General features: G+C 71.5%; 12 protein-coding genes and 1 pseudogene. 7 read left to right on the top strand and 6 right to left on the bottom strand.

What is annotated here, in order from left to right; all coding sequences use genetic code 11:
- Positions 1-59: 59 nt before the first annotated feature.
- From JNO44_RS26970 to ilvA, 3 genes are all read right to left on the bottom strand, one after another.
- The gene (locus JNO44_RS26970; RefSeq protein ID WP_205366440.1) at positions 60-938 is read right to left on the bottom strand and encodes an ABC transporter permease; all 879 of its coding nucleotides are present in this window, start codon (positions 936-938) and stop codon (positions 60-62) included.
- Positions 935-1,972: an ATP-binding cassette domain-containing protein gene (locus JNO44_RS26965; RefSeq protein WP_205366439.1), complete on the bottom strand. Its 1,038-nt coding sequence runs from the start codon at positions 1,970-1,972 to the stop codon at positions 935-937. The genes JNO44_RS26970 and JNO44_RS26965 overlap by 4 nt, the downstream gene beginning before the upstream one ends.
- 316 nt (positions 1,973-2,288) lie before the next feature.
- On the bottom strand, positions 2,289-3,563 hold the full coding sequence (ilvA, locus tag JNO44_RS26960; protein WP_235094258.1) for a threonine ammonia-lyase: 1,275 nt from the start codon (positions 3,561-3,563) through the stop codon (positions 2,289-2,291).
- Positions 3,564-3,749: 186 nt separating this feature from the next.
- Between ilvA and JNO44_RS26955 the strand changes: the two genes are divergently transcribed.
- Complete coding sequence (locus JNO44_RS26955) at positions 3,750-4,250, top strand: MarR family winged helix-turn-helix transcriptional regulator (RefSeq protein WP_205366438.1); 501 nt, start codon at positions 3,750-3,752, stop codon at positions 4,248-4,250.
- Positions 4,251-4,661: 411 nt separating this feature from the next.
- Here the strand turns inward: JNO44_RS26955 and JNO44_RS26950 are convergent, their stop codons facing one another.
- The gene (locus JNO44_RS26950) at positions 4,662-5,822 is read right to left on the bottom strand and encodes a cystathionine gamma-synthase (RefSeq protein WP_189860680.1); all 1,161 of its coding nucleotides are present in this window, start codon (positions 5,820-5,822) and stop codon (positions 4,662-4,664) included.
- A 199-nt stretch (positions 5,823-6,021) separates the two neighbouring features.
- Here JNO44_RS26950 and JNO44_RS26945 point away from each other — a divergent pair, with 199 nt between their 5' ends.
- The 6 genes and pseudogenes from JNO44_RS26945 to JNO44_RS26920 all read left to right on the top strand — a co-directional run bounded on the left by JNO44_RS26945 (position 6,022) and on the right by JNO44_RS26920 (position 11,273).
- A complete protein-coding gene (locus JNO44_RS26945) occupies positions 6,022-7,155 on the top strand; it encodes a hypothetical protein (protein WP_205366437.1) in 1,134 nt (377 codons plus the stop codon).
- A 192-nt stretch (positions 7,156-7,347) separates the two neighbouring features.
- Positions 7,348-8,064 (top strand): peptide-methionine (S)-S-oxide reductase MsrA, encoded by a 717-nt coding sequence (gene msrA, locus JNO44_RS26940; RefSeq protein ID WP_205366436.1) that lies wholly within the window; start codon positions 7,348-7,350, stop codon positions 8,062-8,064.
- 156 nt (positions 8,065-8,220) lie between these two features.
- Positions 8,221-8,574 (top strand): DUF6247 family protein, encoded by a 354-nt coding sequence (locus tag JNO44_RS26935; RefSeq protein ID WP_205370602.1) that lies wholly within the window; start codon positions 8,221-8,223, stop codon positions 8,572-8,574.
- Positions 8,571-8,843, top strand: a complete 273-nt coding sequence (locus tag JNO44_RS26930; RefSeq protein ID WP_159508334.1) for a hypothetical protein — start codon at positions 8,571-8,573, stop codon at positions 8,841-8,843. The genes JNO44_RS26935 and JNO44_RS26930 overlap by 4 nt, the downstream gene beginning before the upstream one ends.
- A gap of 12 nt (positions 8,844-8,855) precedes the next feature.
- Positions 8,856-9,713, top strand: a pseudogene (locus tag JNO44_RS26925) (macrolide family glycosyltransferase); the annotation flags it as partial.
- A 420-nt stretch (positions 9,714-10,133) separates the two neighbouring features.
- On the top strand, positions 10,134-11,273 hold the full coding sequence (locus JNO44_RS26920) for an aminotransferase class I/II-fold pyridoxal phosphate-dependent enzyme (RefSeq protein ID WP_205366435.1): 1,140 nt from the start codon (positions 10,134-10,136) through the stop codon (positions 11,271-11,273).
- On the opposite strand, the gene JNO44_RS26915 is transcribed toward JNO44_RS26920, so the two are convergent.
- Positions 11,223-11,978, bottom strand: a complete 756-nt coding sequence (locus JNO44_RS26915) for a serine hydrolase (protein WP_205366434.1) — start codon at positions 11,976-11,978, stop codon at positions 11,223-11,225. The two genes, JNO44_RS26920 and JNO44_RS26915, sit on opposite strands and share 51 nt — an antisense overlap.
- Before the next feature lie 271 nt (positions 11,979-12,249).
- Positions 12,250-13,140 carry an NAD(P)-dependent oxidoreductase gene (locus JNO44_RS26910; protein ID WP_240167675.1) on the bottom strand — a complete coding sequence of 297 codons (891 nt, stop codon included), beginning with the start codon at positions 13,138-13,140 and terminating at the stop codon, positions 12,250-12,252.
- Positions 13,141-13,288: the final 148 nt, after the last annotated feature.

Below are 13,288 nucleotides of genomic sequence, written 5' to 3'. Positions count from 1 at the left end.
CGGCCCGGAGCACACGGCTCCGGGCCGCTTCCGCGTGTGCGGGCGGGCCGCCGGGGACCTCAGGCGGTCGCCGAGCGGTACTTGCGGACCGCCAGTGTGCGGAAGACCGCGATGATCAGGACGGACCAGATCACCGAGGCCAGCACCGGGTGCTCCATCGGCCAGGCACCGGTCACCGACCGGGGCACGCTGTCGATGGTGTTGCCGAACAGCTGCCGGGCGCCGGCGACCGTGGCACTGAACGGGTTCCACTCCGCGATGTGCTGGAGGACCGCCGGCATGCCGTTGACCGGTACGAAGGCGTTGGAGATGAACGTCAGCGGGAAGAGCCAGATCAGCCCGCCGGAGGTGGCGGCCTCGGGCGTGCGGACCGAGAGGCCGATGAGCGCGCCGATCCAGGAGAAGGCGTAGCCGAGCAGGAGCAGCAGCGCGAAGCCGGCCAGCACGCTCGCCGGGTTCTCGTGACTGCGCCAGCCGATCAGCAGCGCGACCACCGCCAGCACCACCAGGGTCAGCGCGGTCTGCACCAGGTCGGCGAGGGTCCGGCCGGTGAGCACCGCACCGCGGGACATCGGCAGCGAGCGGAACCGGTCGATCAGCCCCTTGTGCATGTCGTCCGCGATGCCCGCGCCGGCACCGGCGGTGGCGAACGTGACGGTCTGCGCGAAGATCCCGGCCATCAGGAACTCCCGGTACGCCTGGGTGTCGCCGGCCTGGGCACCGGGGAGGGCGATGGATCCGCCGAAGACATAGGTGAACAGCACCACGAACATGATCGGTTGGATCAGTCCGAAGATCACGACCTCGGGGATGCGCAGCATCCGGATCAGATTGCGCTGGGCGACCACCAGGGAGTCGCGCACGGACCGCGTGAGGCCGCCGCGCGACCGCGGGGTCCGGGTGGGGGCCTCATCGGCCGCGTGACCGACCGCACTCATCGCACACCCTCCTTCGTCGTGGCCGCGCCGGCCCGGTTGCCGCGCGCGCCTCCCGTGCCGTTCCCGTTCCCCGTGCCGTCGCCGTTCTCCGCCACCTCGGCGGCGTGCCCGGTCAGCGCGATGAAGACGTCGTCGAGGGTCGGGCGGCGCAGCCCGATGTCGTCGATCTCCACCCCGCGAGTGTCCAGTTCGCGGATGACCTCGGCGAGCAGCTTGGCGCCGCCGGCCACCGGGAACGTGAGCCTCCGGGTGTGCGGATCGACCGCACCCTCCCCCTTGGCGACCGCGCGCAACACCCCTTCCGCCACGGTGAGGTGGTCGGCGGCGTGCACCACCACCTCGATCCGCTCGCCGCCGGTGCGGGCCTTGAGCTGGTCGGAGGTGCCGCGGGCGATGACCTTGCCGTGGTCCACGACGCAGATGTCGTGCGCGAGCCGGTCGGCCTCCTCCAGGTACTGGGTGGTGAGCAGCAGGGTGGTGCCGCCGGCGACCAGTTCCTGGATGACGTCCCAGAGTGCCTGGCGGTTGCGCGGGTCCAGGCCGGTGGTCGGCTCGTCCATGAACATCACGGGCGGGCTGACGACCAGGGCGGCGGCGAGGTCGAGCCGGCGGCGCATCCCGCCGGAGTAGGTCTTGGCGGTGCGGTCGGCGGCGTCGCCGAGGTTGAACCGCTCCAGCAGTTCCTCGGCCCGGCGCTTGGCCGCGCGCCCGCCCATCTGGTAGAGCCGGCCGACCATCACGAGGTTCTCCCGGCCGGTCAAGTACTCGTCGACGGCGGCGAATTGACCGGACAGGCCGATGGAGCGGCGCACCGCGTCGGGGTGCGCGAGGACATCGATGCCGGCGACCCGCGCCGTGCCCCGGTCGGGTCGGAGCAGGGTCGTCAGGACCCGCACGGCGGTGGTTTTGCCGGCACCGTTCGGGCCGAGCATTCCGAGGACGGTTCCTTCGGGAACGTCGAGATCGACGCCGTCCAGTGCCCTCACCTCGCCGAAGGTCTTCACCAGACCTTCGGCATAAATGGCGCCTGGCATGTGGCTACCCCCATGGCATGGAGTCGGTGGGTTCCAGGTCGGATACGACGGATAAGCCGAATAGTACGTTTTTGCGGCGTTCGCAGCCCGGTTTTCGGAAGATCCCGGACGATCGGTGGAGCGGGGTGCATCCGGGGGGCGCATGGTCCGGGCGCGCGCCTCCGGGCGCTCGTCCGCGGCGGGGCGCCCTGGCCGTGGCGCGGCACCCCCGCGTCCGCGCCGACACTCTACTCCCGAACGCGATACATCGCGTTACAAAGAGAGATGATGCGCCTGCGGCGCCCGGATCCGGCGGGAGCGGCCGGGCGCCCGTGGCTCAGACCGCGAGCACGTCGTACCCCGCCTCGCGCAGCGCCGTGGTCACCTCGGCACAGTGCTCGGGCCCCTTGGTCTCCAGATGGAGCTCGACCTCGACCTCGGTGAGCCCGAGCCGGGGGTCGATGCGGACGTGTCCGACGTCGAGGACGTTGGCGTCCGCCACCGTGAGGACGCCGAGAAGATTGGCAAGTGCCCCCGGGCGGTCGGTGAGGCGGACCCGGAAGGAGAGGTAGCGGCCGGCCGCGACCATGCCGTGGCGGAGGACCCGTTGCAGCAGGAGCGGATCCACGTTGCCGCCGGAGAGCACCGCGACGACCGGCCCCTCGAAGGAGCCGGGCGAGGACAGCAGCGCCGCGACCGGGCTCCCGCCTGCCGGCTCCACCACCAACTTCGCCCGCTCCAGGCACAGCAGCAGGGCGCTGGACAGCGCGTTCTCGGTGACCGTGACGACCTCGTCCACCAGCTCGCGCACGATGCCGAACGGCACGTCGCCGGGCCGCCCCACCTTGATCCCGTCCGCCATCGTGGCCAGCGGCTCGATCGCCACCGGGCGCCCCACCGCCAGCGACGGCGGATAACAGGCCGCGGCCGCCGCCTGCACCCCGACCACCCGCACATCCGGCCGCAGCGCCTTGACCGCGAGGGAGATGCCGGCTGCCAGCCCGCCACCGCCCATCCCCACGACGACGGTGCGCACCTCCGGGCACTGTTCGAGGATCTCCAGCCCGACCGTGCCCTGGCCCGCGATGATGTCGCGGTGGTCGAAGGGGTGGATGAAGACCGCACCGGTCCGCCGCGCGTACTCCTCTGCGGCGGCCAGCGTCTCGTCCACGACCTGCCCGTGCAGCCGGACCTCGGCTCCGTACTCGCGGGTCGCGGCGACCTTCGGCAACGGGGCGCCGACCGGCATGAAGACCGTCGAGGCCACCCCCAGCAGGGACGCCGCGAGGGCCACACCCTGCGCGTGGTTGCCGGCGCTCGCCGCCACCACTCCGGCGGATCGTTCCTCCGCCGAGAGTCCGGCGATCCGCACATACGCGCCGCGGATCTTGAACGATCCGGTGCGCTGGAGGTTCTCGCACTTCAGGTGGACGGGGGCGCCCACCAGCTCCGACAGATAGCGGCTGCCCTCCATGGCGGTGGCCCGGGACACCCCGGAGAGCAGCTTCTGTGCCGCGCGCACGTCGTCGACCGTGATCCCGGCAAGTGCCGCCGGTGCGGCGGCCCCGGAGCCGGCGGGCTGGTGCGGCGTACGCGGCGTGTGGTCGGCCATGCCGCCAGTCTCGCAGTTCGGCCACCCGCGGGACGTTTCCGGCCGGATGGCGGACACCTGCGGGCCCGGAGGGCCGCTTCGCCGGCCCCGGCGCGGGCCGTACGCGCCTGCGCCGGTACGGCCCGCGCCGGGGCCGCGTACCCTGTCTTCCCATCCATGCCCACTTCCATGAAGCGAGCCCCGACCATGCCCACCCCTTCGGACATGTCGACCCACTCCGACACTGCTCTTCTCGACGCGCTGCAGCACCAAGTGGCCGTCTTCGCACGCCGCGCCGAACAGAGCCGGCTCGGCGGCGTCGGGCAGGCGCGCAACTCCATGGACCGCGCCGCCTATCTGCTCCTCAACCGCCTGGACCAGGAAGGCCCGATGGGCGTCAAGGCCCTGGCCTGCGGGATGGGGATCGACTCCTCCACCGTCACCCGGCAGGTCGCGCCCCTGGTAGACGCCGGCCTGGTCGACCGCGCCACCCACCCCGAGGACGGCCGCGCCGTGGTCCTCGAACTGTCCGAGCGCGGTCACGCCCGGCTGGACGAGGTCCGGGCCTCGCGGCGGGCGCTGATGGCGATGGTGACGGAGAAGTGGACCGACGAGGAGCGCAACGCGTTCACCGCGCTCCTGACGCGCTTCAACACCTCGCTCGCCGAGATCACCGCACTGGCACCGGGCGGGCCCGCACCGTCCTGACGGGTCCGGCCGGATCCGACGGCGACCCGGCGGTCATCCGGCGGGCACCACCCGACGGACGTCAACCGACGGACGCCAACCGACGGGCACCTGACGGTGCGTCTGCGTGCGGGGGGGGGCGATCCGCGGGCGGGTCACCGCTAACCCCCCACATCCAGGCGGGAGTTGCCCAGCCCCAGCGCCCGCCATCCGCCACCCGCCACCGGATCGCGCCACCCCGCCCGTAGAGGGGTGGTGAAGCGGTGGCGAGCGGACCGGAGGCCGAACGCCGGGCAGCCGGCCGCCGAGGACCGGGCCGGAGCCGGCCACCCGCGAACGGGCGGAGCGGCGGACCAGCCCGGCGTGACCGACCGGCCCGGGATGCCCCGGACCGCCCCGGCACGAAGGCGGCCCGGGCGGCGGAAGGACGGATCAGCCCAGCGCCTGCGTGAGGTCGGCCAGCAGGTCGTCGGCGGACTCGATGCCCACCGAGAGGCGCACCAGGTCCGCGGGGACCTCCAGCGCCGAACCGGCCGTCGAGGCGTGCGTCATCCGCCCCGGGTGCTCGATCAGCGACTCCACGCCGCCCAGCGACTCCCCGAGGGTGAACAGCTTGGCGCGGTTGCAGACCTCCACCGCCGCCTCCTCGCCGCCCGCCACCTGGAACGACACCATGCCCCCGAAGGACCGCATCTGCTTGGCGGCGACCTCGTGGCCGGGGTGCTCGGACAGCCCCGGGTAGTAGACCCGAGTGACCTTCTTGTGGGAGGTCAGCAGCTCGGCGACGCGTGCCGCGTTGGCGCTGTGCCGGTCCATCCGGACGGCCAGCGTCTTGATGCCGCGCATCACCAGCCAGGCGTCGAAGGGGCCGGCGATCGCGCCCATCGCGTTCTGGTGGTACGCCAGTTCCTCACCCAGGGTGTCGTCGTTCACGACCAGCGCGCCGCCGACCACGTCCGAGTGACCGCCCATGTACTTGGTGGTGGAGTAGACCACCACGTCGGCCCCGAGGGCGAGCGGCTGCTGGAGGTAGGGGCTGGCGAAGGTGTTGTCGACCACCAGGCGGGCCCCGGCGTCCCGGGCCACGCCGGCGAGCGCCGCGATGTCGCTGATGCCGAGCAGCGGGTTGCTGGGCGTCTCCACCCAGATCACCTTCGTACGGGGCCGCAGCGCGTCCCGCACGGCCTGCGGGTCGGAGGTGTCGGCCACCGACCACTCCACGCCCCACCGCTCGACGACCTTCGCGAACAGGCGGAACGTGCCGCCGTAGGCGTCATTGGGGATCACGACGTGGTCACCCGGCGCGAGCAGGGTGCGCAGCAGGCAGTCCTCGGCGGCGAGGCCGGAGGCGAAGGCCAGGCCGCGGCGTCCGCCGTCAAGGGCGGCGAGGTTCTCCTCCAGGGCGGTGCGGGTCGGGTTGGCGCTGCGGCTGTACTCGTAGCCGCCGCGGAGCCCGCCCACGCCGTCCTGCTTGTACGTGGACACCTGGTAGATGGGCGGTACCACCGCGCCGGTGGCCTGGTCAGGCTCCTGACCTGCGTGGATGGCAAGGGTTTCGAAGTGCTGGTGGCGCTTGTCGCGCTGTTCGCTCATGCCTGCCGAGGGTAGTCGGCCGCGCGGCTGAACTTTCCGGAACTTATCCGTTCGCTCGATAGTGGATACATAAGAGAGAACGGGAGACCGCACCGCGACCGGCGCCGGGGCCTCGGCCCGCACCGCGGGCCACCGCCGCACCACCGCCCGCCGGACCCCTCCCACCCGCCGCCCTGCCCCTCCGACCAGGACACACGACATGGACGCTCTGCTGCTTCTCTTCGCCGCGATCGCGCTCGGCGGTCTGGTCTTCCTGCCCTGGATGCGGCGCCGGAAGGCCGTACAGCACACCGAACGGGGCCTCGCGGTGGCCGCCGACCCGATGGCCGGCTACGGCTTCGTGCCCCTGGAGCAGCTCGACGTGCGGCTGCCCGGCCCCGACGAGCAGCTGACCGAGGCGCTCGCCGAGATGCGTCGGACGCGCGACTGGCGCCCGGCCGCCGAACTGCTGCGGTCCACCGGTGAGGACTGGGAGCTGCGCTGGCAGCGGGTGCAGACGCTGGCCGGCGCGGCCGCGTTCGAGCTCGCGGACACGCCGCCGGCGACCGCGGCCCCCGGCGGCGTGCGGACCGGCGGCATCTGGCTGCGCACCTGGCGCGCCGAGGCCCCCAAGGACCCCGGCGGCGCCCAGACGCACGCCCAGTTCCTGGTCGTCCAGGCCCTGCGCGACCCCGGCTCGCAGGACTTCCGGATGATCCTGGAGGAGGCCCGCACGGTCTGCCGGGATGCGGCGCTGCTGGCCCCCGGCAGCCCGATCCCGTACATCACAGAGCTGGCCGTCGCCCGCGGCCTGGGCGAGCGCCCCGCGGACTACGAAGAGCTCTGGAACAAGGTCCGCCAGCGGGCGCCGCACCACATGGGCGCGCATCTGGCGGCGCTCTCGTACTGGTCGGAGAAGTGGCACGGCTCCCGTGAGCAGGCCGAGGAGTTCGCCGCGCGCGCCGCCGCCGAGGCCCCGGCGAAGAGCCTGCTGCCGGCCCTCCCGCTGTTCGCGGTCTACGAGCACCTCCCCGAGGCCAACATGGTCCGCAGCCTCTTCCAGAGCGCGGTCGTCGAACGCGCCATAGAGGGCGCCCACTTCGCCCTCCGGGAGGCCCCGGCCGACCACCCCATGGCACCGCACGTCCGCCACCTGCTGGTCTGGTTCCTGGTCCGCGCGGAACGCTACGCCGAGGCGATGGAGCAGCTCCGCCTCGTCGACGGCCACGTGGGCGCCGTCCCCTGGTCCTACGGACGCAGCCCGGCCGCCGAGTACGCCGCGTACCGCGCCCTGGCCATCGCGGGCTGGGAACAGCTCGGCGGCACCTCGGCGAACTTCCGCGCACAGGACTAGCCAACCCCACCCCCGCAAGCGAAGTTCCCAGGAACGAACGGGGCCCGGAATGCCCACCACTCCCCGGACGTTCCACCGAAACGGAACCCGAACCCGAACCCGGGACCGGAATGGAAACGGGATACGGACACGGACACCGCCCGCCCCTCCTGCCCCGCTTCCCGCCCGCCCTCTCCCTGGAGCACGATCCTGATGCTGTTCTCCCGCTTCAAGACCCACCTCCCCACCTCCGAGGAAGCGCTGAAGGGACGCCCCGAGCGGGCCTTCGCCGTCCCCGACCGGCACACCGTCCTCGGCAATCCGCTGCTCGGCCCGTACCCGGAGGGCCTGGAGGTCGCCGACTTCGGGCTGGGCTGCTTCTGGGGCGCCGAGCGGAAGTTCTGGCAGACCGACGGCGTCTGGACCACCCTCGTCGGCTACCAGGGCGGCCACACCCCGAACCCCACCTACGAAGAGGTCTGCAGCGGCCACACCGGCCACACCGAGGCCGTCCGCGTCGTCTTCGACCCCGCGGTCGTCCCGTACACGTCCCTCCTGAAGCTGTTCTGGGAGTCCCACGACCCCACCCAGGGCTTCCGCCAGGGCAACGACGTCGGCACCCAGTACCGCTCGGCGATCTACACCCACTCCCCCGCCCAGCAGCAGGCCGCCGAAGCCTCCCGCGACGCCTACCGCAACGTCCTCCACTCCTCCGGCTACGGCGACATCACCACCGAGATCCTCCCCGCCGACACCACCCGCCCCTTCTACCCGGCCGAGGCGTACCACCAGCAGTACCTCGACAAGAACCCCGCCGGCTACTGCGGCATCGGCGGGACCGGCGTCAAGCTGAGTGCCCCGTCGGAGACGAACTGGGGTCGGTCCTGCCCCACGGGGATCGTGCCCGCCCCGGAAGTCACGGAGCAGTAGAACGCTCCAGGCGCCGGTCGGTCTCCGCCACGCCCGCCAAGCCGGGACGGGCGCTGGTAGGCGTATCGCCTCTCCCTCACTCGTTCGAGCGGAGGGAGAGCACTCACGCCCGATACGCTGACGCATGGGACCAGAATCGCGCCCATGGGAGCAGCCATGACCACCTCCGCCGCTGGGCAGCCACTCATTCCCCAGCCCCCTGCCACGGTAGCCGCGCTGCGGCAGGCCATCAGTCAGATCGCACCCGCAGCGCTGCCGGCGTTCACCCGGGAGTTGGACCAAGCGGCCGACCAGTCCCGGCAGGGCTCCGACCTGGCACCGCTCCAGCGGTTCATCGCTCAGTGGGCCGTCTATGTCCACATCCAGCGTCGGCCCGACGCTGCAGCGGACCTCCGCCGGTGGGAGGAATCCGCCGAGTCGGGCGACGCGGCTCAGGCACTGCAAGCCGCCTCCGAGATCGGCAGGATCCTGGACGAAGCCCACGCCGCCGTCGGCCTCCCGACCCGGTGAGCGCTGGCTGGCGCTGGGAGTACGACCCCGACCACCGCCATGTATCGGACGGCATCCCCGTTCACGTAGTGGCGGAAGTGGAACGTCTGGCCGGCCAACTCGTCGACCTTGCAAGTACGGGCATCGACGTCAGCGACTTCGGCAACGGTCCCCGACCGGGCGGACTGCGCCGCATGGACGCCGCTGGCGGCTGGTTCTACTTCCTGGTGGCTCCGCGCGACCCGCTGATCATCATCGTCCGTATCGTGCCTCCGTTCAACGCTCTGTAGCCCTCACACACCTCGTATCCGGCGCGCGTCCTCGCTCACCGCTGGGGCGTGCCCGCGATCTCCCTCTCGCCGAACCTCGTCGCGTGGGAGGGGTACGAGGAGGAGGTCTCCGAGCCGATGTGGGCGGAAGTCAAGGCGAGCGAGCGCGGTAGGGCGTACTACGAGAAGTTCACCAACTGGCTTGTGGAGAACGGGATCACGCAGCACCCCGACCCGTTCGTCGGTCGCCCCGACCGGTCGATCGTGCTCATCCCCAGGGCGCTGCAGCCGCAGGCCGACCGGGTCGACGAGAACGTCCGCTCCTGCGTCGGCGCCTGCCGGGGCGACCGCACGACGCAGGGCGACTGGGCGCGGCCCTCGGACGTCGAGCGGGTGCTGCTCGTCTCGCTCGGCTCGTCCTTCACCGAGCAGCCCGGTTTCTACCGTGAGTGCGTCAAGGCGTTCGGCGGCCTGCCGGACCGGCACGTCGTGCTCCAAGTGGGCAAGCACGTCACCGCCGACGAGCTCGGGGAGATTCCCGGAAACGTCGAAGTGCACCAGTGCGTACCGCAGTTGGCGATCCTGAAGCAGGTCGACGCCTTCGGCACGCACGCCGGCGCCGGGAGCAGCCAGGAGGGTCTGGCCACCGCCACACCCATGGTGGCCGTCCCGCAGGCCGCCGACCAGTTCGGCAACGCGGACATGCTCCAGGGACTCGGCGTGGCCCGCCACCTCCCGATGGACCAGGCGGACGCCGCCACCCTCCGCGAGGCGGTGCTCGCGCTCGCCGCCGACCCGGAGGTGGGACGCCGCCAAGCGGCCGTAAGGCGTAGGGTCCGCTGCTTCGTTCACACTGGCTCCTGCGGAAACGCCGGAATCCGCGTCCAGTGAGCAGCGGCCGTGTCGGCGGGTGGTGAGCACTCGATGGTCCTCCGCGTTCGGAGTCGGTGACAGCGAGTGAGGTACCCATGGTCTTGTGGAACGCCGGTTTCGCTCACCGGAGTTCAACGGCTATGCAGGGCGCAGCTGGTTTCGCGGTAGGGCGCCCGATGTCGCGAGCGCTGTCCAGCAGACGGTGCAGGACGACTGCGTCGGGCCCGGGAGCGGATGTTCTGCGTCATCCTCGGGTGGGACCGCTTCCCGCGCGGGCGGTGCGGGTAGGAACGACGCGCTGCCGGCCAGGCACGCGGCGGGCGGGCCCGGTCCCCCCTCGTCCCGTACCCGGACGGGAGCCGGGCAGGGCCTCCGTTCACATCAGGGAGAAGAATGCGCACCAGGCCAGGACGGTCTGCGATCCCCTCACTGTTCCGCATGCTGGAGTGGCACGAACACATCGAGGCGGAGCGGCAGCGACCGGGCGCTCGTGTCTTCCTGTCCGACTACAACGGCGGCCACCCCTATGTGGAGAAGTACCTGGGGGAACTCGCCCATACCGCGCCGCATCGCCTGGCGGACATCACCCGGTACGCCGGCCTGGACGAGGATCTGAGGCTCCGGTCCAAGATTGCCGCGATGCACGAGCGCTACGACCGGGTGTCCTACAGCGAGCGGAACGTCGTCCCGGCCGGCGGTTCGAGCAGCGTGCTCGGGACATTCGTCACCTGGCTGGCCATCAACGGCCACCGACGGGTCCACTACGTGGCGCCCGTCTACTACAAACTGGCCTATCTCTTACGCGAGTTCGGCATCGAACCGGTACCGGTGGCCTCGGGCCACGCGTACCAGCCGGAGTTCGACCTGAGCCTGCCCGGTGAGCGAACGGTCCTCGTGCTGACCGACCCCGTCTGGTACGCCGGCCGCCGGGTGCCGATAGATGTTCTGAACGCGATCGCGGCATGGCAGCGGGCCACCGATTCGCTGGTGTTCGTGGACGGCACGTTCCAGTACATGCCCTGGGACGGGCAGCCAGGCGAGGCCAGCGCCCGCCTGCCGGTCGAGCGCACCCTGCGCATGGTGTGCCCGACCAAGTACCTGTCGATCCACGGGTATCGCTGCGCTCACCTGCTGGTTCCCGCCGCGCTGCGTGAGGAACTGGCCGACCTGCACATCAACCTGCACGGTGACGTCGCCGTCTCCGACCGCCTCTTCGCCCACCGCGCCGCGGATCTCATGGCACAGCACGGCAACGGCGACTTGGTCGGACATATCCGCGACAACCACGCGCAACTCACGTCGAGCGGTGCGCTCGCCGCGCGGACACCGGTCGAGACCGGTTTCTTCCTCTTCGCCCGGCCACGCGTCCCGCACCGCTGGTTCCTGGCGCTCGACGAGCGGTACTTCGAACTCGACGGCCACCCAGGCTACGTCCGCATCAATCTGCTCAACCACACCGCCATCGAGGCACTGGCTGCCACTGTCGCAGACCCCGCCGGCTCCGGCCCGCCCCAGGACGGCCTGGTGTCAGACGCCGCAGCTGGCAAGGACATGCCGGTGGCGCCACACTCCCGCTGAGATACGGGCCAGCAGCCGGGCTGCCGGATCGTCCACCGCGCGGCCGCTCGCCAGCGACCCCGTGTAGCAGACAGCGAGGACATACGGATCAACGTCCGCGGGATAGACGACGGCGGCGCTGTGGCGCAGCCCGGGAAACCAGCCGTTCTTCCCGGCCAGGCGCGTACCGGGGGGCAGCCCGGCCGCGATGTCCACACGGTGGACGTTGTGCTCCAGCAGCGCCAGCACCTCCGGCTCCAGGGAGTCCAGCAGCCGGGCCAGATCCCGGGCGGACACCCTGTTGTGAACGCCGGCGTCGCGCCCTGCGTAGTCCTCGATCCCGCGCGGGCTGCCGCTGGCCGTGGCCCCGGCTTGCCGCCAGACCCGGGCCACGGCCGCCTGTCCGACCTGCGCCAGGCACAGGTTCGTCGCAAGGTTGGACGAGTGGGTGACCATACGGCCGGCGAGCCAGCGCACTGAGGCCAGGTCGCCGATCCGCTCCCAGGGCAACGGATCGCTGTCCCACTCCGGGCTGTTGCCGTAGCTGCCGCCCGTCACCGACCGGAACTCGTTGACCACCGGTATCTGCGCGTTCAGGTCCAGACCGCTGCGGTGCACAGCCGCCAGCACGGCCACCTTCATGGTGCTCGCCGCATCATGAAGGGCGTCCGCGTTGCGCAGCACCGCCGGCTCGCTCCCCCGGGGCGCCACCACCATCGACAGCATCCCCACATCGTATCGACCGCCCCACTCCGGGCATTCGAGGAGACCGACGTCGTCCCGGCTGCACCGGTCCTCGACGATCCTGCCCGATCGGGGATCACTACGGGACGTAGTCATTGTCAACGGGATCGCGAATTTGCGAATTTGCTGATCCACTGCTCACGAACTGCCTTCATTGCTGACGAAGTCGCGGATCCTGGATAAGGGCGCCAGGGGGCGGTTGCGGCCTACTGGTCCGTGACGGGCCGGACCGGAAGGGAAGACCTGTCGCCGCTCAGCCGCGCATTTCCTCGATCACGCCGGCGAATTCGGCGTCGCCGTACCCCGCGGCGATCGCCCGGTCCACCAGGCCCTTGACCGCGCGGAGCACGTCGGTGTTGATGCCGTGGCTCCGGGAGGTCTCGATGATGTGGGCGAGCCCCGCCGTGTGGATCGCGAGGACGTCCGCCTCTCCGGAGTACCGTCCGGCGTCGATGTCCCTGGCCATGCTCACCGCGACGGACGGGAACTGGCCCAGGATGACGTCCAGGTGCGGCGCGAGGTCCTGGGCCGGTATGCCCTCCCCGCCGGCCAGGGCGAAGGCGTTGACCATGCCGGCCAGACCCGCGTAGTAGAGGCTCAGCAGCGCCACGTCGTAGGCGGTGGCCGTCCCGGGGTCGGTGCCGAGGTAGGGCGCCCGGCCTGCCAGGGCCTTGAGTGTGGTCTCGTGCTCGGCGTGGGCGCGGCGCGAACCGCTGTAGAGGACGGTCGCCTCGGGCCTGCCGACCAGGGTGGGCGGCATCAGCATCGCGCCGCCGAGGTACGCGATGCCGTGTTCGGCCGCCCACGCGGCGGCCCGGCGGTTGCGGTCGGGAGTGTCGGAGGTGAGGTTGACCAGCGCCTTTCCGGACAGCGCCGCCCCGACCGGCTCCAGGATCCGGTGGACGACCTCGCCGTTCAGTACGCACACGATCACCAGCGGGCTCGCGGCCACCGCGTCGGCCACCGTCCGTGCACGCCGCGCGCCCTGCGCGACGAGTGCGTCGGCCTTGGCCGGGGTGCGGTTCCACACCGTGGTCGGATGCCCGGCCGACAGCAGAGCGCGGGCCAACTGCCGTCCCATCGCTCCGAGTCCGAGCACGGACACCGGGGCCGGCCGCCCGGTGTTCGCAGGGGCTTGACTCATCATGTGCTCCTCACCTCGTCCACTCGTGATGACGTCGTGATGACGTCGATGACGTCGCGATGACGTCGATGACGTCGTGATGACGTCGCGGACCGGGCCGGTGGCGTCGGTCGCGAACGGGTCCCTTCCGAACGGGAACCGTTCACTC

This window comes from Streptomyces noursei (assembly GCF_016917755.1).
In the GTDB taxonomy this organism is placed as follows: Bacteria; Actinomycetota; Actinomycetes; order Streptomycetales; family Streptomycetaceae; genus Streptomyces; species Streptomyces yunnanensis.
This window is presented reverse-complemented; position numbering and strand designations above follow the sequence as displayed.

Excerpts from the sequence above, each read along its gene's own strand:
- JNO44_RS26950 (WP_189860680.1), bottom strand. The coding sequence starts at position 5,822 with ATGAGCGAACAGCGCGACAAGCGCCACCAGCACTTCGAAACCCTTGCC.
- JNO44_RS26915 (WP_205366434.1), bottom strand. The coding sequence starts at position 11,978 with ATGCTGTCGATGGTGGTGGCGCCCCGGGGGAGCGAGCCGGCGGTGCTG.
- ilvA (WP_235094258.1), bottom strand. The coding sequence starts at position 3,563 with ATGGCCGACCACACGCCGCGTACGCCGCACCAGCCCGCCGGCTCCGGG.
- JNO44_RS26955 (WP_205366438.1), top strand. The coding sequence starts at position 3,750 with ATGCCCACCCCTTCGGACATGTCGACCCACTCCGACACTGCTCTTCTC.
- JNO44_RS26965 (WP_205366439.1), bottom strand. The coding sequence starts at position 1,972 with ATGCCAGGCGCCATTTATGCCGAAGGTCTGGTGAAGACCTTCGGCGAG.
- JNO44_RS26935 (WP_205370602.1), top strand. The coding sequence starts at position 8,221 with ATGACCACCTCCGCCGCTGGGCAGCCACTCATTCCCCAGCCCCCTGCC.
- JNO44_RS26970 (WP_205366440.1), bottom strand. The coding sequence starts at position 938 with ATGAGTGCGGTCGGTCACGCGGCCGATGAGGCCCCCACCCGGACCCCG.
- JNO44_RS26945 (WP_205366437.1), top strand. The coding sequence starts at position 6,022 with ATGGACGCTCTGCTGCTTCTCTTCGCCGCGATCGCGCTCGGCGGTCTG.
- JNO44_RS26920 (WP_205366435.1), top strand. The coding sequence starts at position 10,134 with ATGCTGGAGTGGCACGAACACATCGAGGCGGAGCGGCAGCGACCGGGC.
- msrA (WP_205366436.1), top strand. The coding sequence starts at position 7,348 with ATGCTGTTCTCCCGCTTCAAGACCCACCTCCCCACCTCCGAGGAAGCG.
- JNO44_RS26910 (WP_240167675.1), bottom strand. The coding sequence starts at position 13,140 with ATGAGTCAAGCCCCTGCGAACACCGGGCGGCCGGCCCCGGTGTCCGTG.